The organism is Verrucomicrobiia bacterium (genome assembly GCA_023953615.1).
Classification (GTDB): domain Bacteria; phylum Verrucomicrobiota; class Verrucomicrobiia; order Limisphaerales; family JADLHS01; genus JADLHS01.
Genome location: JAMLJH010000001.1, coordinates 1024163 through 1045832, shown reverse-complemented (window position 1 = coordinate 1045832; position 21670 = coordinate 1024163). Strand labels below are relative to the sequence as shown.

Annotated in this window: 25 protein-coding genes; 13 read left to right on the top strand and 12 right to left on the bottom strand. The window is 59.7% G+C overall.

What is annotated here, in order from left to right:
* The first annotated feature begins 205 nt into the window (after nucleotides 1-205).
* Genes lepB through M9920_04275 form a run of 4 tightly spaced genes read left to right on the top strand, consistent with a single transcriptional unit; the run spans nucleotide 206 to nucleotide 2773 of the window.
* On the top strand, nucleotides 206-694 hold the full coding sequence (gene lepB, locus M9920_04290; protein ID MCO5051501.1) for a signal peptidase I: 489 nt from the start codon (nucleotides 206-208) through the stop codon (nucleotides 692-694).
* Nucleotides 691-1224 carry a hypothetical protein gene (locus M9920_04285; GenBank protein MCO5051500.1) on the top strand — a complete coding sequence of 178 codons (534 nt, stop codon included), beginning with the start codon at nucleotides 691-693 and terminating at the stop codon, nucleotides 1222-1224. Before lepB ends, M9920_04285 begins: the two co-directional genes overlap by 4 nt.
* Nucleotides 1221-1856, top strand: coding sequence for a DNA-3-methyladenine glycosylase (locus M9920_04280; GenBank protein MCO5051499.1), 636 nt, complete (start codon nucleotides 1221-1223; stop codon nucleotides 1854-1856). The genes M9920_04285 and M9920_04280 overlap by 4 nt, the downstream gene beginning before the upstream one ends.
* Nucleotides 1853-2773: a DMT family transporter gene (locus M9920_04275; protein ID MCO5051498.1), complete on the top strand. Its 921-nt coding sequence runs from the start codon at nucleotides 1853-1855 to the stop codon at nucleotides 2771-2773. Before M9920_04280 ends, M9920_04275 begins: the two co-directional genes overlap by 4 nt.
* Nucleotides 2774-2845: 72 nt before the next feature.
* On the opposite strand, the gene nadC is transcribed toward M9920_04275, so the two are convergent.
* Entirely contained in the window at nucleotides 2846-3697 is an 852-nt protein-coding gene (nadC, locus tag M9920_04270) for a carboxylating nicotinate-nucleotide diphosphorylase (protein MCO5051497.1), read from the bottom strand.
* A 312-nt stretch (nucleotides 3698-4009) separates the two neighbouring features.
* Between nadC and M9920_04265 the strand changes: the two genes are divergently transcribed.
* Nucleotides 4010-6100, top strand: a complete 2091-nt coding sequence (locus M9920_04265) for a TonB-dependent receptor (GenBank protein ID MCO5051496.1) — start codon at nucleotides 4010-4012, stop codon at nucleotides 6098-6100.
* Nucleotides 6101-6579: 479 nt separating this feature from the next.
* A complete protein-coding gene (locus tag M9920_04260; protein MCO5051495.1) occupies nucleotides 6580-6921 on the top strand; it encodes an energy transducer TonB in 342 nt (113 codons plus the stop codon).
* Nucleotides 6922-6967: 46 nt separating this feature from the next.
* Here M9920_04260 and moaA read toward each other — a convergent pair whose 3' ends face one another.
* From moaA to M9920_04230, 6 genes are all read right to left on the bottom strand, one after another.
* On the bottom strand, nucleotides 6968-7942 hold the full coding sequence (moaA, locus tag M9920_04255) for a GTP 3',8-cyclase MoaA (protein ID MCO5051494.1): 975 nt from the start codon (nucleotides 7940-7942) through the stop codon (nucleotides 6968-6970).
* Between the two features lie 5 nt (nucleotides 7943-7947).
* Nucleotides 7948-8445 (bottom strand): molybdopterin adenylyltransferase, encoded by a 498-nt coding sequence (gene mog / locus M9920_04250; protein ID MCO5051493.1) that lies wholly within the window; start codon nucleotides 8443-8445, stop codon nucleotides 7948-7950.
* Complete coding sequence (moaC, locus tag M9920_04245; GenBank protein ID MCO5051492.1) at nucleotides 8442-8888, bottom strand: cyclic pyranopterin monophosphate synthase MoaC; 447 nt, start codon at nucleotides 8886-8888, stop codon at nucleotides 8442-8444. Before moaC ends, mog begins: the two co-directional genes overlap by 4 nt.
* 7 nt (nucleotides 8889-8895) lie before the next feature.
* On the bottom strand, nucleotides 8896-10509 hold the full coding sequence (locus M9920_04240) for a molybdenum cofactor biosynthesis protein MoaE (protein MCO5051491.1): 1614 nt from the start codon (nucleotides 10507-10509) through the stop codon (nucleotides 8896-8898).
* Between the two features lie 10 nt (nucleotides 10510-10519).
* The gene (locus M9920_04235) at nucleotides 10520-10756 is read right to left on the bottom strand and encodes a MoaD/ThiS family protein (protein MCO5051490.1); all 237 of its coding nucleotides are present in this window, start codon (nucleotides 10754-10756) and stop codon (nucleotides 10520-10522) included.
* A 99-nt stretch (nucleotides 10757-10855) separates the two neighbouring features.
* Nucleotides 10856-11572: a Crp/Fnr family transcriptional regulator gene (locus M9920_04230; protein MCO5051489.1), complete on the bottom strand. Its 717-nt coding sequence runs from the start codon at nucleotides 11570-11572 to the stop codon at nucleotides 10856-10858.
* 636 nt (nucleotides 11573-12208) lie between these two features.
* Here M9920_04230 and M9920_04225 point away from each other — a divergent pair.
* Together M9920_04225 and rbsK are read left to right on the top strand one after the other, a co-directional pair.
* Nucleotides 12209-13222 (top strand): GRP family sugar transporter, encoded by a 1014-nt coding sequence (locus M9920_04225; protein MCO5051488.1) that lies wholly within the window; start codon nucleotides 12209-12211, stop codon nucleotides 13220-13222.
* Nucleotides 13223-13269: 47 nt separating this feature from the next.
* Nucleotides 13270-14220: a ribokinase gene (gene rbsK, locus M9920_04220; GenBank protein ID MCO5051487.1), complete on the top strand. Its 951-nt coding sequence runs from the start codon at nucleotides 13270-13272 to the stop codon at nucleotides 14218-14220.
* Between the two features lie 49 nt (nucleotides 14221-14269).
* Here the strand turns inward: rbsK and M9920_04215 are convergent, their stop codons facing one another.
* The 5 genes from M9920_04215 to M9920_04195 form a co-directional block, all read right to left on the bottom strand.
* Nucleotides 14270-14863 (bottom strand): type II secretion system GspH family protein, encoded by a 594-nt coding sequence (locus M9920_04215; GenBank protein ID MCO5051486.1) that lies wholly within the window; start codon nucleotides 14861-14863, stop codon nucleotides 14270-14272.
* Nucleotides 14844-15407, bottom strand: coding sequence for a hypothetical protein (locus M9920_04210; GenBank protein ID MCO5051485.1), 564 nt, complete (start codon nucleotides 15405-15407; stop codon nucleotides 14844-14846). The genes M9920_04215 and M9920_04210 overlap by 20 nt, the downstream gene beginning before the upstream one ends.
* Nucleotides 15408-15574: 167 nt before the next feature.
* Nucleotides 15575-16504 carry an NAD(P)H-binding protein gene (locus M9920_04205; protein ID MCO5051484.1) on the bottom strand — a complete coding sequence of 310 codons (930 nt, stop codon included), beginning with the start codon at nucleotides 16502-16504 and terminating at the stop codon, nucleotides 15575-15577.
* Between the two features lie 125 nt (nucleotides 16505-16629).
* Nucleotides 16630-17400 (bottom strand): SPFH domain-containing protein, encoded by a 771-nt coding sequence (locus tag M9920_04200; GenBank protein ID MCO5051483.1) that lies wholly within the window; start codon nucleotides 17398-17400, stop codon nucleotides 16630-16632.
* A 5-nt stretch (nucleotides 17401-17405) separates the two neighbouring features.
* Nucleotides 17406-18695, bottom strand: a complete 1290-nt coding sequence (locus M9920_04195) for a nodulation protein NfeD (protein MCO5051482.1) — start codon at nucleotides 18693-18695, stop codon at nucleotides 17406-17408.
* Nucleotides 18696-18853: 158 nt separating this feature from the next.
* Between M9920_04195 and M9920_04190 the strand changes: the two genes are divergently transcribed.
* The 5 genes from M9920_04190 (at nucleotide 18854) to M9920_04170 (ending at nucleotide 21668) form a co-directional block, all read left to right on the top strand.
* The gene (locus M9920_04190; protein ID MCO5051481.1) at nucleotides 18854-19483 is read left to right on the top strand and encodes a sigma-70 family RNA polymerase sigma factor; all 630 of its coding nucleotides are present in this window, start codon (nucleotides 18854-18856) and stop codon (nucleotides 19481-19483) included.
* 49 nt (nucleotides 19484-19532) lie between these two features.
* Nucleotides 19533-19790, top strand: a complete 258-nt coding sequence (locus tag M9920_04185; protein MCO5051480.1) for a zf-HC2 domain-containing protein — start codon at nucleotides 19533-19535, stop codon at nucleotides 19788-19790.
* Nucleotides 19791-19924: 134 nt separating this feature from the next.
* Entirely contained in the window at nucleotides 19925-20083 is a 159-nt protein-coding gene (locus M9920_04180; GenBank protein MCO5051479.1) for a hypothetical protein, read from the top strand.
* A gap of 29 nt (nucleotides 20084-20112) precedes the next feature.
* Nucleotides 20113-20358 (top strand): DUF2892 domain-containing protein, encoded by a 246-nt coding sequence (locus M9920_04175; protein ID MCO5051478.1) that lies wholly within the window; start codon nucleotides 20113-20115, stop codon nucleotides 20356-20358.
* Entirely contained in the window at nucleotides 20355-21668 is a 1314-nt protein-coding gene (locus M9920_04170) for a TolC family protein (protein ID MCO5051477.1), read from the top strand. The genes M9920_04175 and M9920_04170 overlap by 4 nt, the downstream gene beginning before the upstream one ends.
* Nucleotides 21669-21670 lie beyond the last annotated feature (2 nt).

Genomic DNA, 21670 nt, shown 5'->3' with positions numbered 1-21670 from the left:
CCGCATCCCGCCAGTGATTCCAACCTTCGCGCCGCGGGCGGAATGTCGTCGCCTTTGCTTGTAACGCTTTGTGGCGTTGACGTCAATCTGCGCTTGCGCCCGTCGGCACCCGCATTGAAACTGGCGGCTCGGGAATGGCCGTTTCGGTCGGTTCTGCATGGAAGATACACCGGAGCAATCGAATCAACCAAGTCAACATTCATGGGTGCGCACAGCCTTGATCGGGCGCAATCCACGAATGACGCTCGTGCGTGCCGTCGGGGTGGCGGTGCTGGCGTGGGTGGTATTCAAGTTCATGCTGTTACCCATCCGGGTGGAAGGCCCCAGCATGGCGCCGACATACCGGTCTGGTTCAATCAATTTCATCAACCGCCTCGCGTACTGGCGCAGCCAGCCGCACCGTGGCGATGTGGTGGGAGTGCGTTACAGCGGCCATAGCATCATGCTGTTGAAACGCGTCGTGGGCCTGCCGGGCGAAACGGTGGAATTTGTGGACGGCCAACTGTTGATCAACGGTCAGCCTTTGTCCGAACCTTATCTGAAATACGAGAGCCATTGGACGGCGCGACCGCAACATTATCAATTGGGTCCGGACGAGTATTACGTGGTGGGTGATAATCGCTCGATGCCCTACGAGTTGCATGAGAAAGGGGCGGCGCGGCGCGAACGGATCGTGGGGCGCGTGCTGTTATGAAGTCCAGTCTGCGGATCGTTGTCGGTGTCTTGTTGCTCGTCACGGCGGTGTGGCTGTGGCGATACTTTAATCCTTCACCCGAAACGGCCATTCGCCGGCAACTGACGCACCTGGGCGTGGCCGCTTCGTTTGAAAGCCGGGAAAGCATTTTGGCGCGTGGTTTGGCGGCGCAAAAATTCGGCGGCTTTTTCGCGCCGCAGGTGCATTTGCTTCTTGAGCCGCGTGATCTTCTGAATGAAGAAGTGACGCGCCAGGACCTGACCGAGTTGATGGTGCGCTTGCGTTCGTTGCCCGGCGTCCGCGCTTTCAAGGTGCGCTTTTACGATCCGGTCATCACGCTGGCGACCGATCGCGAACACGCCACTGTGGAAGTGACGGTCAACGCGGAAAGCACCGGCGAACGGCATCTCTTTGTGCAGGAACTGAAATTGGGCATGGCTAAGATCGAAGGCGAATGGTTGATCACCAGCGTGGCCACGGTGCGGGTGCTGAATCGCGCTCCCGACCGGTTTTTTCTGGCGACGCGATGAACGCAACGGCCTGTCAACATTTGCGCCGTCGGGATCGCGCGCTGGCCGCCATCATCCGGCGCGCGGAACCGTGCGCCTTGGCGCCGCAACCCGGAGTGCAACCCTGGCAGGCTCTGGTGCGTTCCGTCGTTTATCAACAACTCAACGGCACGGCTGCCGCCGCCATCTTCCAACGATTTCTGGCCTTGTTCCCCAACGGGAAACTGCCCAAGCCCGAAGTGATTGTCGCTCTCCCGGAAGCGAGCCTGCGTCGCGCCGGTTTGTCGCGCGCCAAGACGCTCGCCATCAAGGATGTCGCCGCGCAGACGGTGGCCGGGGTCGTGCCGAATCGCCGCCAAATCGCCCGGCTTTCGGACGCCGAGATTATCGCGCGCTTGACCACGATTCGCGGCGTCGGGCCGTGGACCGTGGAGATGCTCTTGATGTTCACGCTGGGCCGACCGGATGTGTTACCGGCGACGGATTATGGTGTGCGCAGCGGATTCGCCCTGGTCTATGGCGGGAAAGAGTTGCCCACGCCCAAGGAACTGCTGGCTTTTGGCGAGCGTTGGCGACCTTATCGTTCCGTCGCCGCCTGGTATTTGTGGCGCGCGGTGGATTTGGCCCGGGAACATCGGCTGCCGAAAATATGATTGCCTCCATCGGCGCCTGCCTGTTGTTTGCGGGCTCAACCATTTGCGGACATCGCGCCTCGCGGCTCCTCGGCGGGGCCAGCGCCAACTTCTGGCGATTGGTCATGGCGACGGCAATGCTGGGCGCCTGGTCATTTCTCGCCGGGATTGGTCTGGGTGGCGGCGGATTTACTTATTTCTTCATCAGTGGCGTAATGGGATTCGGCGTTGGCGACGTCGCGCTGTATCAAGCGCTACCGCGTCTTGGTTCCCGATTGACCATGTTATTCACGCAATGTTTGGCCGCGCCGTTTGGGATCATCATTGAACGCTGCTGGTTGGGCACCCGGCTCTCATGGCTGCAAATACTCTCCATCGCCGTCATCATGGCCGGCGTGGCGTTGGCGCTGGCCCCGCGGGAAACGGAAAAACGCGATCCACGCGAATGGCGGCTGGGTTCGATCTACGGGGTGCTTTCCGCTTTGGGCGGCGCGCTGGGTGCAGTGTTCAGCCGCCGCGCCTTCATGGCCGTCAGTGACGCGCACCAGAGCATTGACGGCATCAACGCCGCCTTTCAGCGCATCCTCGGCGGTTTGTTGGTGGGAGCGGTTTTTCTCGCGTTCATCCGCTGGCAGGAACGTCAACCGCACCGGATCATTTTGAACGACGCCGGCGGCGAGGCGACAGCTTCCGACTCGCTACATCCCGGGTGGTGGGTGGCGGGCAATGCGCTGGCTGGTCCGACGCTGGGAGTCAGTTGCATGCAATGGGCGTTGAGCACCACCCCGACGGGCATTGTGTTGGCCATCATTGCGTTGACGCCGTTGGCGGTGATTCCACTGTCGCGCATTTTTGAAAACGAACGTCCCACCGCGCGCTCGTTATGGGGCAGCTTCGTGGCGGTCGCCGGAGTGTTGAGCTTGATCCTGGTGAAATAAATGTTCCGACTCAAAGCGCCGGCTCCGTCGCGTGATCGTCGGCCCGCCGAGTGACTTGAAGCGCACCTCGAGTTAAGCCTGATAATCCAAGCCAATGTCCACCGCCCGCGCGGAATGAGTCAGCGCGCCGACGGAAATAAAATCCACTCCGGTCAACGCGCGACCTCGTACGGTTGACAACGTGATGCCGCCGCTGGCTTCAGATTTGGCCCGGCCCGCGATCAGTTGCACGGCGCGGCGCAGGTCCGCAGGGATCATGTTGTCCAGCAGGATGATATCGGCCTTGGCGGTTACCGCCTGGCGCACCTGGGCGAGCGTGTCTGCTTCCACCTCCACTTTTAACCGTGGATATTTTTTACGGGCGCGCTGCACGGCGGCAGCGATGGCGTTGGGGTGGGCGTCGCGCAAGGCGGCCAGATGATTGTCCTTGATCAACACCAGATCGAATAATCCGAACCGATGGTTATGCCCTCCGCCACAGGCGACCGCATATTTCTCGAAGCGCCGCCAGCCGGGCGTGGTTTTGCGGGTATCAAGAATTTTCGCCCGCGTGCCGTGGACGGCCGCAACAAATTGTCCGGTCAGCGTGGCGATTCCGGACAACCGCTGAACGTAATTCAACGCCACGCGTTCGACGGATAAAATGGCGCGTGCCGGTCCTGAAATTTCCATCAACCCGGCGCCGCGGCGGACGCGTTGCCCGTCGCGCACCAGTTTTTTGACGTGAATCCGGCGCGCGCAGAGTTGGAAGGCAGTAGCGGCGAAAGCCAATCCGGCCACGGTCAACGGTTCACGCGCGCGCAGGAGCACGGTCAGGCGGGCGGTTTGGGGAATGGTGGCCAGAGTGGTCACGTCCCCCGATCCCAGGTCTTCCCGCAGCGCCGCCTGCACGGCGCCGCGAATCTCGTGAGCAGACAATTTCACTCTGGCAAGATGAGTGCAAACGCACCCCGGCAAAAGCAAATTCACCGCGCGCGCCCCGGCATTTCTGCTAATGGCTCGACACGCCATATTTCGCCGATTAGTGTTGGCGCGAAATTGCACCGGCTCAGGCGGATGGCTGCTGATAAATATGGTCCGCACAAAAAACTTTCAGCAATTTGCATGAACCAGGTGACGGTCATGCGTCCACCTAACTTGATAATAATGATGGAATCCGTACGGAGAATCGGACGACTTAAAGACTCAAATTACTTTTGCCTTCTGCGGTGCTTCCGCCGAAGCGTTGTCCGATGGTTGGGCGCGGCCGGTGTTCTCCTTGGGGTCGTCAGCAGTCCGGGTGAACTTATCGCGCAACCAACGACCAACGCGCCCGCACCGGTGCGGCTGCCGGAGGTGGTGGTGGAAGGTCGCGCGGACAGTCTGATTGGGGTGGCGGATTCGGCGACGGAGGGAACGGTTGGCGCGCGCCAACTCGAGGCGCGACCGACGGCGCGAGCGGGCGAAGTATTGGAGACGGTGCCGGGGGTCATCATCACGCAACACGCGGGCGGCGGCAAAGCGAACCAGTATTTTCTGCGCGGTTTCAATCTGGATCACGGGACGGATTTTGCCACGTTGCTCGATGGCATGCCGGTGAATCTACCCACGCACGGCCACGGACAGGGTTACACCGATATGAACATCGTGATCCCGGAACTGGTGCAGCGGGTCAATTATCAGAAGGGCGTTTATTACGCGGAGAACGGCGATTTCGCCTCGGCGGGCGCGGCGCATCTGGAGACGTTCAAGGTGCTGCCTCAAAGCCTCGCGCAGGTGGAAGGAGGCATGTACGGATTCATGCGCGGCGTGTTTGCCGCCTCGCCCCAGGTGGGATCGGGACATCTGCTCTACGGTTTGGAGGCGTATCATTACGACGGCCCGTGGAAACGCCCGGATGACTATCAGAAATTCAATGGTCTGTTGACTTACAGTCAGGGCGATGCTGCCAATGGCTGGAGCGTCACGGCGCGTGGTTATCACGGGAAATGGGCTTCGAGCGATCAAGTGGCCGCCAGCGCGGTCGCGGATGGTTTGGTGCCGTTTTTCGGTTCGCTCAACGATACGACGGGAGGCGATTCACAACGCTACAGTCTTCAAGCGGAATGGAACCGTGCCGACGCAAACTCCGCCACTCGTCTGGCCGCTTACAGTTTTTATTACGACCTCGATCTCATCTCGGATTTCACTTACTTCCTCGTGGACACCAATCGCGGCGATCAATTTGAACAGACGGATCGGCGCTGGGTCGCCGGAGCGAATGCCGGGCACACGTGGTTCAATGAATGGTTCGCGCGTGACGTGGAGAATACCTTCGGTTTGCAACTGCGGAATGACGTGATCCGCAATGGCCTGTATCAAACCCAGGCCGGTCAGCGGGTGGACAAGGTCAACGCGGATGACGGTCGCGTACTCTCGGCCACGACGCGCGCCGATGATGTGTTGCAAACGAGTTTTGGCGGGTACTACGAAAACCGCATCCAATGGGCCGAGAAGCTGCGCAGCGTCGTCGGACTGCGGGGCGATCTTTATTATTATGACGTGGACAGCAATCTGCCGATTAATTCCGGCGAACGCACGGCGGCGATTGGCAGTCCCAAAGCCAGCTTGATTTTTGGTCCCTGGGCCAGGACGGAAGTTTACGCGCAAGGCGGACTGGGTTTTCACAGCAACGACGGTCGCGGGACCACGACGCGAATGGACCCCCTTACCGGCAATCCGGTGCCGCGGGCTGATCCACTGGTGCAAACTTACGGAGCGGAAGTGGGCGTGCGCACGCTGGCGCTGGAGGGATTGCACAGCACCGTGTCGGTTTGGTGGTTGGATATGGATTCGGAACTCGTGTTCATCGGTGATGCGGGCACCACCGAAGCCAGTCGGCCCAGTCGTCGTTACGGCGTGGAATGGGCCAACTACTACACGCTGGCCCAGCGCCTCACGCTGGACGCGGACTTCTCCTTCTCGCACGCTGAATTTCGGGATCATGATCCGGTGGGCCGACACATTCCCGGTTCGATTGAAAGCGTGATTGCCGCCGGCATCACTTATACCAGTGACGCCGGTTGGTTCGCCGGTTTGCGCCTGCGCTACTTTGGGCCGCGCCCGCTCATGGAGGATAATTCGTTCCGCTCCGGCAGCACCATTTTGCTCGGTGCCCGGCTGGGTTATCGCTTCAATCAAACCTGGACGTTGACGGCGGAGGTGTTCAATTTGCTCAACCGGCGGGATCACGATATTGATTATGCGTACGAATCGCGGGTGCGCCCAGGCGATACGCCAGAAACGCAAATTCATTTTCACCCGGTTGAACCCATCCAGGCGCGCTTCGCGCTCGCGGCGCGATTTTGAGAAGGGGTGGATCAGTGAAACTGACGGGATTCCAGCTTGCTTTATGTGTCTCGCTGGCGGCGCACGCGGTCCTTTCCGCCGTCGTGGTCTGGGGCGGGTTTGGTTGGGGGGCGGCGCCGCTCCCTGATGGTCGCCGGGATTCGGAAACGGTTCTTTCGCTCGTTGCCGCTCCCGCTGAACTGGTTGCTGTGTTACCAAAGGAAACACCGTCGGCCGTCGTTCCAAATCCAATTCCGCCGCCCCCGCCGCTGCCTCCGCCGCCGCCAGAACCGGTATCCGAACCGAGACCAGTGGTGCTGCCAGAACCGCCGCCGCCGCCTGTGGCTGAAGTGGCGATTGAACCAGAACCTGAACCCGAACCGCTACCGCCAAGCGACTTCGTTACGCCGTCCGCCGGCGCTCCGATTTCGCCGCCAATGACTCCACCGGCTCCGGCCCCCGCATCGGTCTCAACCGGAATCCACGCCACTCAAAAGCCTGTGTCGGGAGCAGTCCGTTTGGAGGCAACCGGGAACAACGCAATTTCGGGGCTTGCTCCGATCGGTGTGCGCGCCCAACCGAACTATCGTAAGAATCCTGAACCGGTGTACCCTTTGGCGGCGCGGCGCCGTCGCCAGGAAGGGTTGGTTTTATTGTCCGTCACGGTGAGCGCCGAAGGTCGGGCGACCCAGGTGATGGTGAAGCAAAGTTCCGGCGTGGCGGTGCTGGACGAGGCCGCATTGCGCGCCGTTCAGGATTGGGAATTTGAGCCAGCCCGTATGGGGCGCAAAGCGTTGTCGTCAGAAATCGAAGTGCCGGTGCGTTTCCAATTACACCCTTGAGATGGAGGGGATGGACGCGGGCGGGCCAGCCTCGGCCCGATCCGATTCATCCGCCAATGGCGGTCATGGGCCGGCGCGGTTGGTACGCGCTTCGGAAGGAGTGTTCGAGCGGTTTGCGTTGCAAGGCGAGCAAAAATAGTTCGCGCACCGCCGCGTCATCGGTCGTGTTGCGCAAGGTTTCGCGCAGATCAATCTCGCCGTGATCGCCCAGGCACGGACGGATTTTGCCATCGGCGGTCAGGCGCATTTTGTTGCAGGCTTCGCAGAAGTGCAGATTGGTCATCGCGCCGATGAATCCCACCCGCGCCCCCGTGCGCTGGAGCTGGTAATACCGGGCCGGGCCAAACCCCAACCGCCAATCCGGTTGCGGAATCAATTCGTCGTGCTGCCGCAGCAAAGCCATCGCTTCGCCGACGCCGAGGAAATTTTTTTCCGTCAACACGTCGGTGCGGGTGAGCGGCATCAACTCAATGAGGCGGAGCGGCAATTCGTGTTCGGCGGCGAACAATACGAGCGGCCAAATCCCGTTCTCGTTCACCCCGCGCATCAGCACCAGGTTTAATTTTACGCTGGTGAAACCGGCTTGGACCGCGGCGTGAATGCCCGCGAGCACCCGATTCACATCGCCTCCGGTGATGCGGTGGTAGAGCGCCGGATCCAATGTGTCCAAGCTGACGTTTACGGTCTGCGCCCCGGCATCGCGCAGCGGTTGCGCCAGCGCGGCGAGCTTTAAGCCGTTCGTGGAAATGCCGATGTGCTCCACGCCGGGGAGCGCTCGCATGGAGCGCACAATCTCCACCAGGTCTGTGCGAACCAACGGCTCGCCGCCGGTCAGGCGGAATTTGCGAAAGCCCAGACCCGCTGCCACCCGAACCACGCGCAAAATTTCCGCGCCGCTCAGGTGATCCGCTTTTTGCTCCCAGCCTTTGTAGCCCTCGGGCATGCAATACAGACAACGCTCGTTGCACCGGTCGGTGACCGAGATGCGGAAGTAATCAATGGTGCGGCCAAACGAGTCCATGCGCGTCATTTCGTTTGTCCGCAAACGTGCGCTTCGCCTTCGCGCAACAACGCCAGAGCTTCGGTGAGCGCTGGCGCAAGAATCTCCAAACACTCCCGCACCGCGGAAGGTTTGCCGGGCAGGTTGAGGATCAAACTGCGTCCGCGCGTTCCCGCGATGGCCCGGGAGAGAATGGCGGTTTTGACCGTGGCGAACGAACCCATTCGCATCGCCTCGCCGAAGCCGGGCAGTTCACGGTCCAAAACTGATCGCGTCGCTTCCGGAGTGACGTCGCGCGGGGTGATTCCCGTTCCGCCCGTGGTCACGACGAGATCGCAGGCCAATTCGTCCGTAAGCCGGCGCAGCACCGCGCTGATTTGATCCGGTTCATCCGGCAGCAGCTCCGCATGGAACTGCGCTTCCGGGAGGAACTCCCGCAGGACCGCTTCAATCTCCGGCCCGCTCCGGTCCGCGTAAACGCCGGTGCTGGCCCGATCACTAATGGTGACGCGACCAATCTTCATTCCTTCACCTTTTCGGTGACGCGCACGCCTTCGATGCTCATGGTTTTATCCACGGCTTTGCACATGTCGTAAAGCGTCAACGCCGCGACACTCGCGCCGGTTAACGCTTCCATCTCCACGCCCGTCGGCGCCTGGGTTTCAGTTGCACATTCCACGATTACTCGATCCCGTTGCACCTTAAAATTTACCGCCACATGGCACAAGGCCAGTGGATGACAGAGTGGAATCAACTCCGCAGTACGCTTGGCCGCCTGGATGCCGGCGACTTGCGCCACGGTCAACACGTCGCCTTTCGGCAGCGCGTTGCGGCGCAGCGCGCGAAGGGTTGCTGGCTGGCAAACCAGCGCCGCCACCGCCCGGGCACGCCGGCGTTGCGTGGGTTTTGCGCCCACGTTCACCATGTGCGCCGAACCTTGACCATCCAGATGCGAGAATTTTTTCATTTCATTTTTAACACGGCCAAAACGCCACCGCGCTGCCGGGCGGCAGGGTCTCAGTTCCACTGGCGACGCGCAGCAACGCATTCGCTTCCGCCAAAGCCGTGAGATCGCCGGAACTGCTCCAACGCAATGGCGTCAACGCGGCGGCTCCGTCTCTCCAATCATATCGCGCCGGCCAGAAGGTTTCGCGCGGATTGCCGTCGGCCCGCAGTTCCGTCGCGAGCCGACCCCTCTGAAATCCGGGTTTTTCCGCCACCGCCGACCAATGCGCCAGCGCGATGCGCACGTACAAGTGCAAACACACAAAGTGCGCCAGAGGATTGCCGGGCAGACCAAACGCGAGCGTGTTGCCGCGTTGCGCCACGATGAGTGGTTTGCCGGGACGGACATTGGCTTTGCTGACGTGAATTTTGAAGCCGGCGTCCTCCAGCCGGCGGCGGGTGAAATCATGTTTCCCGACGCTCGCGCCACCCGAGATCAACAACAGATCAAGCGTCGGATCGAGATGCTGCAATTCCGCGGCCAGTTGGGCCTCGTCTTCGGCCAGGCGACGTTGCTGGGCAACCAACTTCCATTGACCAAGAATCTCACGCACTAGTGTTGAATTGGAGTCGCGAATCTGGCCGCGCGTGGGATTCTGTTCCGGCGCCACAATTTCATTTCCGGTCGCCAGATGCAACGTGTTCGGTCGTCGCGTAACCAACGGGTTTGTGCAGCCAACGCTGGCGAGCAAGCCGAGCGCGCCCGCCGATAACACCGCGCCAACGTCCAACAGTTGCTGACCCGCGGTTGCATCCTCGCCGCGCCGGCGAATATAGCGTTCGGCATCGCGTTCAGAGAATGTCAAAGTGTTGCCCTGCACCTGGGCGAATTCCTTCATCACCACTTGCAAATTGTCAGCCGGCAAAGCGCCGCCGGTGGCGATGCGCACGGCCTGGCCGCGTTCCAGCGGGCGCGGTTTCCAGTCGCCCGCGCGGATTTCATCCACGATTTGGAACGTCGCGGACGCATCATCCAGCCGCACGGCGTAACCGTCCACCGCCGAGCGATCGAAAGGCGGTTGATCCTCGGGCGCACAGACCGCTTCCCGCAGGACCCGGCCGCGCGCTTCGGTTAAGGGAACGCGCTCGGTCGCCAATGGCAAACAGAGCTTGCTGAGCAATTGCAGCACCTCGATGGCTGAGGCGGCTTTGCCCGAAGCAGCTACGGACGAAGTTACGGCTGCGGGCGCAGAACTTACTTGCGGCCGCGCGCGCCGTTTCCAGATCGGCACGTCCTGCTTCAAGCAGTTCATGAATTCGGTGAGCAGTGTAAACGCTTCCGCGCGATGCACAGCCGCCACGCCGACGTAAACTGCCGTTTCGCCCACCGAAATAGTGCCGACGCGGTGAATCACCTGCACCGCCAGGCCGGGGCTGGTTTGCGCGAGGTCATTCAGCAGGCGGCGGATTTCGCGTTCGGCCATCGGCGCGTACGCTTCGTATTCCAACGCGGCGATGGGTTCACCATTCTCTTCGCCCCGCACGACGCCGCGAAATTCCACCCAAGCCCCGAGCCGGGCGATGGCCGGCTGCGGCAGGTGCTCGGGGATTGGTTTATTGGTGAGTTGAATTTGGATTTGCATGCGCGCTGTTTCAACCGCCGGACACGGGAGGAATCAGAGCCACTTCGTCCGTTTCAGTGAACCGGGTGTCCGGTGTGGCGTATTCGGAATTTTTCGCCAGGCGAACCGAACCGCGAAATCGTTCCAATCCCGGATGCACCGCCAGGACCGCGCGCCAAATTCCGTCGGCGTCAGTCGCCGCGCCGGTCAAGGTCATCTCTGCGCAGCGGGTGATATCCTTGAGTTGAGCAAAGAAAAGAATACGCATGTCATTGGTCGATCGCGCGGATCGGAACGGGTTGATAGTGATTTCCGGCGGTGATGTTGGTGGGGATCGAGTTCATGATTTGGTTGGAAACGAGTCGAATCATTCGCCGAGGTTGCGCCGCAGCAGCGCGTACAATTGGGCGGGCGACAGAACCGTAATCGTGGCGCCTTTTACCGTCACCAATCGCAGTTCCCGAAATTTCGCCAAAGTGCGCGAAAGGGTTTCACTGACCGTGCCCAGCTCCGCGGCCAACACGCGCTTCGCCATGGGCAGTTTGATTGACACCGGCTGCTGACCTTCGCGATCCGGACACCGTTTCACGAGCCAGTTGGCCAGGCGGGTTTCGACGTCCTTCATCGTCAGGTCCTCCAACTGTCCCACCAACACGCGCAAATGGCTGCTCATGGCGCTCAACATGCGCAACGCGAGCGTCGGCTGTTGTTTCAGCAGCGCGATGATGCCGCTTTTTTGCACCAACACCACTTGCGAATCCGCCAACGCCCGGGCGTCGGCGGGATAACCATGCTCGGAAGCGAGCGACACTTCCGCAAACGATTCGCCGGGACGAAAGACGCGAATGATCTGTTCCTTGCCGGTCGCACTGACGCGATGCACGTTGATCGCGCCGGTTTGCACCACGTAAAATCCGTGCGTGGGCGTAGTCTCGCGAAATAAATACTCGCCTTTGCGCAACGCCTTGATCGTCGAGATGGCCGCCACATTTTGCAGATCCGCCAGGGGCAATCCGGCGAAGAGCTGACAACCGCGCAGCACATTCACCAGCGCCATGGTTTTAAGTTCGCTCAAAGCCGTCATCGTCGCGTAATTCTGCAAGGGATTGCCGCCGGCATCATGACGTTAATCGTGGAGGTCTCGGGTGGCGGTTGGTGAACGTAGTCGAATGGGTAGCACTGACGAACAACCATGACGCTACGGGTGCTGCCGGCGAGTGAGATCCTTTTGGCGCCGGCGGCGGCAATGATTGATACGCGCGTTGCATCGTCTCAGTTTCGGTTAAATTTACGATTATTGCACGCCCTATTGTGAAGCTCGATCGTAAGTTTGCATCGAAACAATGAAGGTGCGGATCATTTCCGCACACGCCAAAGCGGGAGCAAAATTTGCAGACGGGAACGGGAATATCAGCGCCAACGTCCCCACCAACGGCCCAGTTTGCGGCGCGGCTCGACATCTTGAGCTTAACCACCGGGGTCACGATGTCTCCAGTCTTTCCCATGGTCCTTTTTACTTGTACTTGCACAAACGATTGAGAGTGTTAAAAGATGGTCAGTTAATTATATCCGGACCGACTGATGGCGGCAGGGAGCAGGTGTTTGCATCCGTTTCGCCGTGGTCAAACCGACGGATTGTATATTGTTGTTGTAAAAGTAGCCTCAAAAACCGAAAGGGAATTGACAGTTGTCAGCAACCAATTAGAACTCAAAACACATTATGATCATCATCGAATCATACGCGGTCGCCGTGGTGATGTGCATCATCACGATGTTATGCTGGGGCTCCTGGGCCAACACCCAAAAGCTGGCCAGTAAGGAATGGCGCTTCCAACTTTTTTACTGGGATTACGCCATCGGCGTGTTGGTGTTGGCGCTGCTGCTCGCCTTCACCATGGGCAGCACAGGCGATGGCGGACGCGGGTTCTTGGCCGATCTCAAGCAGGCCGATTCGCGCTGGCTGACCTCCGCTTTCATCGGTGGCGTAATTTTCAATCTCTCGAACATTCTGCTCGTGGCGGCGATTGATATTGCCGGCATGGCGGTCGCCTTCCCGATCGGCGTTGGGTTGGCGTTGGTGCTTGGCGTGATCACCACTTACTGGTCCACCGGGGATGGCAATGCTCCCATGCTTGCTCTCGGCGTGGCCGCTATTGCGGTGGCCATCGTCCTGGACGCCCTCGCTTACAAACGCCTCTCCAGCGGGGCCAAGAAAACGCCGGTGAAAGGCATCGTGATTTCCATCGCCGCCGGTTTGCTCATGGGCTTCTTTTACAAGTATGTCGCGCAGGCGATGGGCAAAATTGAAACGGACGGTGACGTGGCGGTGCTCGAAGCCGGGAAGTTGAGTCCATATACGGCGGTGGTGCTCTTCAGTTTGGGATTGTTGCTGTCCAATTTCATCTGGAACAGCATCATGATGGTCAAACCGTTTACTGGCCCGCCCGTGCGCTTCGGCGACTACTTCAAAGGCAGCGCGCGATTGCATCTGGTTGGCATTCTCGGGGGAATGATCTGGAACTTGGGCATGTCCTTCAGCATCATTGCCAGCACCAAAGCGGGTGCGGCGCTCTCTTACGGTTTGGGCCAGGGAGCGACCATGATCGGCGCATTTTGGGGTGTGTTCATTTGGAAAGAATTCAAAGGCGCGCCGACTGGCACGAACAAATTCCTGGTGGCGATGTTCATTTTCTATTTGCTGGGATTGTCTATTTTAATCGCCTCCAAATTATGAGTGGCGCAATGCGCCGAAATCCGTGAAGCGATAAATCATTTCAAATTATGGCCAAACATTCTGTGCTCGTGGTCGGCAGTTCCAACACCGACATGATCATCAAACTGGATCGGATTCCGAAACCGGGAGAAACCATCATCGGCGGCGAATTCACCACCGCCGCCGGGGGCAAAGGCGCCAACCAAGCCGTTGGCGCGGCGCGGGCCGGCGGCGAAGTGACCTTCATTGCGCGCGTTGGTCGCGACATGTTCGGCGACAAAGCGGTGGCCGGATTTGTGGCGGATCGGATTCGCACCGACTTTATCGTGCGCGACAGCAAAAGTCCCTCGGGCGTGGCGTTGATCTTTGTGGATGCAAAAGGGGAGAACAGCATTGCGGTCGCCTCCGGAGCGAACGGCCAGTTAACCCCTGCCGACGTTCTCAAGGCCAAAAGCGCCTTTACGACCGACGGCATTCTGGTGCTCCAACTCGAAACGCCGCTGCGAACCGTGCAAGCCGCCGCGGAACGCGCCGTCGCGTCAAGGATGCGGGTCATTTTGAATCCGGCCCCGGCGCAGGCCTTGCCCAACAAACTGCTCCGCCAGCTATATCTCTTAACGCCCAATGAGAGCGAAGCGGAATTACTCACCGGGATCACGGTCAAAGACGAGAAGTCGGCCCGTCGGGCGGCGGCAGCGTTGCGCCAACGCGGCGTTCGTAATGTCATTGTAACCTTGGGCGCTCGCGGCGCGTTGGTGGATGGTGCTGATGGCGCGGGTTTTATTCCCGCGTTCAAGGTAAAGCCGGTGGACAGCACGGCCGCTGGCGATGTGTTTAATGGCGCCTTGGCGGTGGGCTTGGCCGAGGGCAAATCGCTGTTGGACGCCGCGCGGTTCGGTGCCGCCGCAGCCGCCATCAGTGTGACTCGACTGGGCGCACAAACGTCCGCGCCAACCCGTAAGGAAATTGATCGGTTACTGACCGGTGCGAAGCAAACGTCAGCCACTCGGAAGCGCTGATCCGCACAAATTTTCCACCACCAGACACCGCGACCGGTCAGTTGTGCGCCTACATATTTCTTCCCTTTTCAACCCGGCCATCAAAATAGAGTACGTTCTTGCCGTTGAGGGTGCTGCCGCGGCTGTGAAACGGATTGGCGTCGCCTAAAATTGGGGTGTTCTCCCGACTACCAAAAAGAATACGCACAATTACGCTCGCTTCATTCGTGTAAATGGTGGCCCATTCCGGCGCCGAGTAGGGCGCGTCGTTCAACCAGAAGTTCCACGCATAACTGGTCCGCTCCGCATCAAAAATGGCGTGTTCCGCTGGACAGCGAAAGACCTGATTGGTGGGTTGCCTGGGGAACAGTGTGGTGGTGATGGGCGGCAACTGGCTTTGTTGACTGGGCAGATAACCGGCGCAAATGGGCAGGCGATCTCCGTTGTCCGCCACGTAAGCCGTCAGCGCCAGTCCCACTTGACGCAGGTTGCTGATGCAGGCGATGGCATGAGCGCTCCGCTTGGCCCCGGACAACGACGGCAACAGCATGGCCGCCAAAATTCCGATGATCGCCATCACCACCAATAGTTCGATTAAAGTAAACGCCCGACGATGCAGCCCCGTCAGACGCGCGGAAAAAAGTTTAAGGTTGGCGGAGCGCATGAATGGTTTTGAGCAGTTCGGAAATCACCGGGGCGGTCTGGCCGCGATAGTAAACATCCTGGTCGTTATATTGCGCGGTGGCCCGGCGCAACATTGCTTCACCCGCATCGGTGTCGAGTTTGGCCTGCAACGAACGCCGTGCTTCCGGGGTGAGGTTTTCACGATATTGCGCCACCCAACGCGCCGTGGCCGCAATGCTGTCCGCGCGTTGTTCCACGGGGGAATGTGCCACCAGGAGTTGCAAGGCGCGGATGTGTTCGGGATTGAAAAAATCGAGAAACGCGCGTTCACGATTTTCAGCGTCGGTCATCGGACCGTAGCGGCCTTCCAGATATTTGGCAAAGCGTTGATCCGGATCTTTGAGGTCGCGCGCCGCCACTCCCGCCTGGATTTCACGCATCAACTCGCGCGGCACATGCGGTCGTAAAAATTTCCAATAGGCCACCGCGCCGCTCACCACCAATACCAGCGCCAGTCCGACCAATTTAAGCCGGCGGCGCGGCGGCGTTGGGCGTTCCGGCAAATGCTGATGTTCGACGTTCATGCGATGACTTCAGTCGTATTCTTCAAAAAGCAAACTCGTAACCGATCCCAGTAATTCCTTCATAACGCCGTCTCTCACGCGACTCAAGTTCGCTTTGGGTTCGCACATTCCGTTTGGCGCTCCGATGGTTGCGGTCGGAAAAAGAAGTTCCTCGCGCGAATGGAAACTCAGTTCGCCTGATAACTGGAAACGCGATTTCGTCGTCGGGCCATTTCACTGGTGTAATGGCGACCCAACGTGGCTTTATGTTGTTCCACCCACTCGGTCAGCTTGGTCTGGCCAAGCGGTGGTGCGTCCACCACCAGACGATTTTCCATCAAGCCCCGGACTTCTTCGCGCGTGGCGATTACATCACGAACCAGCCAACCCAGGACCCGGCAGCTCCAGTAGCCCAGCGCTGGCGGAACGCCAACGATCAGACGCCGCAGATTTAGTCGGCGCGCGATCATTTTCACCAACTCCCGGTAGGTGAATGTTTCCGGTCCAATGGCCTGGATGATTTGATTTCCCGAACCGGCGGCCTGCTCCACTGCGGCGGCCGCGAGATCATCAACGTAGATGGGCTGCAACCGGTAATCCCCTTTCCCATAGACTCCAAACACCGGCAGATGCCGCAGCGCCCAGGCGATGTTATTGATCAAGATGTCTTCCTTTCCAAACAAGACCGTGGGTCGCAGGATGCAGTACGAAACGCCCAAGGTCTTGAGATTTTCCTCCAGTTCCGCTTTACCGCGAAAGTAGGGCAGAGGGGAATGTAGGTCGGGATTGGTAATGCTGATATGCACGATCCGCCGCACGCCCGCCTGTTGTGCGGCCGCAAACATGACGCGCGTGTTCGCCACGGCCTGTGCGTGCGTGAAGAGTTTGTGATCGAACCGCACCCAATAGGTGTTGATCAACGCGTCAATGCCCGCCAACGATTGCCGCAGCAATTCGGGTTGATCGAAGTGAAACGGCGCGACTTGGACCCGACGCCCAAACGGATTTTCCCGGTGCATCGAATTTGTGAGGGTCAACACCTCGTGACCCGCGGTCAGCAAACGCTGCGCGATATAGCGTCCCGAGTATCCAAATGCGCCTGTAACCGCTACTCGCATTCGATTAAAGATTGATGCGCCTTGTCGCGTCGCCGCGATTTACGCGTTCACGATTTCATGGCTTCGAGTGTCGGGATCAATGACTCATCCGGCACTCGGGTCCGTTGGTGGTCCCGCCGCCCGACCTACTTCTTAAGGTACGGACTGAACAGGTCAATCGGTACCGGCAGGAAAGTGGTCGTGTTATGTTCGCTGGAGATTTCGCGCATGGTTTGCAGGAAGCGCAATTGCAATGCGATCGGCTCCTGACTGATCATTTGTCCGGCCTGCACCATTTTCTCGGCAGCTTGGAATTCGCCTTCGGCATTGACGATTTTGGCGCGTCGTTCCCGCTCGGCCTCGGCCTGCTTGGCCATGGCGCGCTTCATGCCGTCGGGCAACGCCACGTCCTTCACTTCCACCGCCGTGACCTTGATGCCCCAGGGATCCGTCTGCCGATCAATGATCTCCTGCAACGTCTGGTTGATTTTGTCGCGGTGCGCGAGCAACTCGTCCAGTTCCGCCTGGCCCAGCACACTGCGCAGCGTTGTTTGCGCAATCAGCGAGGTGGCTTTCAAAAAGTTCTCCACCTTGACCACTGCCGAAGTCGAATCAATCACGCGGAAATAAACCACGGCGTCCACCGAGACCGGCACGTTGTCGCGAGTCATGACTTCCTGTTTGGCGACGTCAATGGTCACCACGCGCAGATCCATCTTCACCATGCGATCCACGAACGGAATCAGGAAGATGAGGCCGGGACCTTTTTCGCCCAGCAGTTTGCCGAGGCGGAAGATGACGCCGCGTTCGTACTCGCGCAAAATGCGCATCATGTTCGGCAACGCAATCGAGCCGAGGATGAAAACGGCCACCACCCACGGGGCGAGTTTAACGAGAAAAGCGATAGGTTCAGGCATAGGTTTTAACTGGTTTTTGGTTTTACTGTCAGGGTCAATCCGTTCACGGCGATGACTTCCACGAGTTGGCCGGCGGCCACTGGCGCTGCCGATACCGCATTCCAATACTCGCCTTCGATAAAAACTTTGCCGCTCCCCGCATCAATTGGCGTCAAGGCCTTGACCACCTGGCCGAGCAGCGTTTCGCGCCCGACTCGCACGGGCAGCAATTGCGCCTTCAAACCGGCGCCCGCCACGAAAATGAAAAACAACGCGGTCACCACCACGCCCGGCACAATATAAGCCAGGGACAGGCGGAAACCCGGCTCCGCTTTATCGAACAACATCAAGGCGCCCAATAGAAACGCGGCGATGCCGCCCGCGGTCAGCACGCCGTGCGTGGCGGCAAAAACGTCGGCAATAAACAACAACAAGGCAAGCCCGATTAACGCCAGCCCGGCAATATTGACCGGCAAAATCGAAGCCATATACAAGGCCAGGATCAAAGCGATGCCGCCCACGACTCCTGGCAGGATCGCGCCCGGATTGCTCAACTCGCCAATGATGCCGTAGATCGCCATCAGCATCAGCAGGAACATCACCTCCGGACGCCACAGCAGTTGAAACACCCTTTCCCGCGCCACCATCGGAATCGGTTCAATCACCGCGTCCAGCGTGTGCAGCGTGCGGCCGTGCGCTTCGCGTCCGTCCAGTTGTTTGAGCAAATCCGGCAAATCCTTGGCCACGATATCAATCACATTCATTTCCAACGCCTGTTCCGAAGTGATGGCCGCGCTCTCTTTGACGGACGACTTCGCCCATTCGACGTTACGCTTGCGTTTGGTGGCGATGGTTTCGATGTAGCTGGTTGTAAAATTTTCCAGCTTCTGTTTCATGACGTCGTCGGTTTTCTCTTCACCGCCGGTGGGATTGCCGCCAATGGAAACGGGATGCGCCGCGCCAATGCTCGTGGTCGGCGCCATCGCCGCGATATCGGCCGCAATGGTGATGAAACAACCGGCGCTGCCGGCATGGGCGCCGGAAGGCGACACGAAAACAACAATGGGCACTGGCGCGGCAAGGAATTTTTGGACGATGACTTTGGTGGAATCCAGCAGGCCGCCGGGAGTGTCCAGTTGAATGATCAAACACTCGTCTCCTCGGGCGCCCGCCACCTGCACCGCGCGTCCCACGTACTCCGCCGTGGCGGGACCAATCGCCCCCTCGATTTTCATCAAACCGACCTGAGCCGCCTGCGGCTTGAACGTCAAGCCAAGCATCAGCACGACCACCAGGGTTGATAGGTAACGGTTCATCTCTTTTCCACCGCAGTCAGCCTACCAAGCGTCCTCCATTCCGCAAACTTTTTGCAATCCGGCTTCGTCGCGCGGCTCCGGACTTTGAACGCTGGTTGCGCACGTCAGCAAAACAAGCTCCCCAAAGGCGAGGGCTCCGTTCACAATGTCGTTACGCAATGCCGACAATTGCCGCAGACGTCGAACTGGTCCGCCGCGCGAAGGCTGGTGATCTCGCCGCCTTCGAGACGCTGGTTTCTCGTCACGAGCGGCAGATCTACACGCTCGCCTGGCGGCTGCTGCAAAATCAACACGACGCCGAGGATGTCACCCAACAGGCTTTTCTAAGCGCGCTGGAAGGACTGGCGGGTTTCCGCGAGGAAGCCAGTTTTGCCACCTGGCTGAATCGCATCGCCACCTACGCCGCGCTCAAAGTCATTCGCAAACGTAAGGGACTCGACACGGTTTCGCTCGAAGCGACGACCGAACCGTCGGAAGATTACGATTCCATTCCGCGCCCCGAGTACATTGCTGACTGGCGCGAATCTCCCGAACGGTTGGTGGAGCGTAATGAAATCCGGGAACTGCTGGATGCGGCGCTGATCGAACTCGACGACAAGCACCGTCTCGTTTTCTTGTTGCGCGATGTGGAGGGCTTGTCCGGTGCCGAAACAGCCGCCACCCTGGGGTTGACGGAAGCCAATGTGAAGGTGCGGCTGCTCCGCGCCCGCTTGCAGCTACGTGAACATTTAACCCGCGTGCTGGGCGACTCCGCCCGCCGTTTGTTGCGTCCGCACGATCACGCATGAAAAATAATTGTAACTTTCCGCGACCTCGCGGCTCAACTCCTTGGCAGACATGAAGTGCGCCGAGTTGATGAAGTTGTTGAACGAATACGTGGATGGTTCGGTGGATCCCGCCATCTGCGAGGAATTCGAGCACCATCTCGCCGGATGCAATCCCTGTCAGGTGGTGGTGGATAACATCCGCCAAACCATCACCCTGTATCGCGACGGCCAGCCTTACGAACTGCCCGTCAAATACCGGCGGCGCCTGCATACCGCGCTTCGCCGTCAGTGGAAACAACTTCATGCCGCTGATCCGTCGTCGAAATAACCGGGTTGTTTAACCCGTGGGACCGCAGGCGGTTCGTAATGACCGTTGCCGGCGCCATTCTCTTCAGTCTTCAGCGGTGAAATCATTTTGTAACTTTTTGCCGCCTCGCGGCTCGGTAAGGACAGATGGGTCTGTTGGTCAAAATAGTTCTCGGCGCGCTGGTGGGCGGCGGATTGGGATTCGCCGCGCATCGGTTCGTGGGTTGTCGCAGTGGTGCGTGCCCGCTGATCGGCCATCCCGTTCTCAGCACGGGGATCGGAGCGGTGTTGGGCGCGCTGGCGGTGAGTGGTTAAGAGGGATCCAACGCGAAAGTTTAATTCTTATGAAAATGCAACAAATCATCCGCCGGTTTGCCGGGGCGTTCGTCCTGTCGAGTTTGCTCCTGGCGTATCTGCACAGCCGCTACTGGCTTTGGTTCACCGCGTTCGTCGGGTTCAACCTGCTGCAATCGTCCTTCACCAACTTCTGCCCGCTGGAAACCATGCTCAAGAAATGCGGTGTGGGTCGGGCAACGGAAAGTTGCGGCGGCGGCCCGACGCCGACTTGCGCACCGCCCAAGGGATCATGAAGCGCGTCTGGAGTTTGCTCGGTTTGTGGCTCGCGGTTGGACTGGCCAGTTCCAGCGCCGCGCCGTGGACTTTGGAACAGGCGCTGCAATACGCCGCCACCAACAGTCCGGAAGCGCGCCTCGCGCAGCATCGCATTGCGGCCGCGCAAGCGGGGCTGGCGCAGTCGCGCGCCGCCTTTTCGCCGCAACTCCAATTCCAATCCGGTTATGTGCGCACGGATAATCCGCTGCTCGCCTTTGGCAGTTTTCTAAATCAACGCGCCGTTACGCCGAGCTTGAATTTCAACGACGTGCCCGATCAGGACGACCTCAATGTCAAAGGGCTGTTGACCGTGCCGCTTTATGCGGGCGGAAGCAACGTGGCCGGACGCGATGCGGCGCGGGCGCGAGCCGCCGCCGCGCGGGAAGCCGCCGCCGGCGTTCGCAACGCGCTGAGCTTCGAAGTGGCCCGGACGTTTTACACCGCCATCAAGGCGCGCGAATTCATCAAGGCCACCGAAGCGAGCGTGCGCGCTTACGAATCCAATCGGGTCGCCGCCACCCGCCGTTACGAAATCGGCACGCTGCTCAAATCCGAGGTGCTGGACGTGGAAGTGCGATTGGCCCAAGCCCGCGAAACGGCGGTGCAGGCGCGCAACGCCCACGCGCTCGCCTTGCGCGCTTTTCAAAACGTGCTGGGCATGGAATCGGAAACCATCGAACTCGCCGATCCGCCATCAGAACCGCAGTCATCGCCGGATTGGCGCGCTCCGGCCCAACGTCCGGAATTGGCCGCCAGTGCGCAGCGATTGGAGGCCGCGGCCGCGGAGGTGCGTCGCGCTGGTGCCGGTTACAAACCCCGCCTGAACGCGTTTGGCAGTTTGGATTACGATTACGGCACGCGCACCGAGCGCGATGGCAAGAGCTACACGGCGGGCGTGTTGTTGCAATGGGATTTATGGGATGGCGCCGGCACAAAAGCGCGCCGCGCGGAAGCCAAAGCCAATCTCGAGACCGCCACCGAACAGGATCGCAAATTACGCCTCGATCTCGCTTTCGAGCTTGAACAAGCCCGGCTGGCGTTTCGCGAGTCGAGTGAACGCCTGGCCGTTACCGCGAAAACCATCGCGCAAGCCGCCGAAAGTGTGGAGCTAACCCGCTCGCGGTTCGAGCAGGGCCTCGCACTTGCCACCCAATTGATTGACGCGGAAACCGCGCTGGTCGCGGCGCAAGTGCGGCGCGCCGAAGCGGAGGCGGATCAACGCATCGCCGCCGCCGCCGTGCGCAAAGCGCTGGGCTGGTCGCAACTGGAATCATCAACGTCACCTTGAAA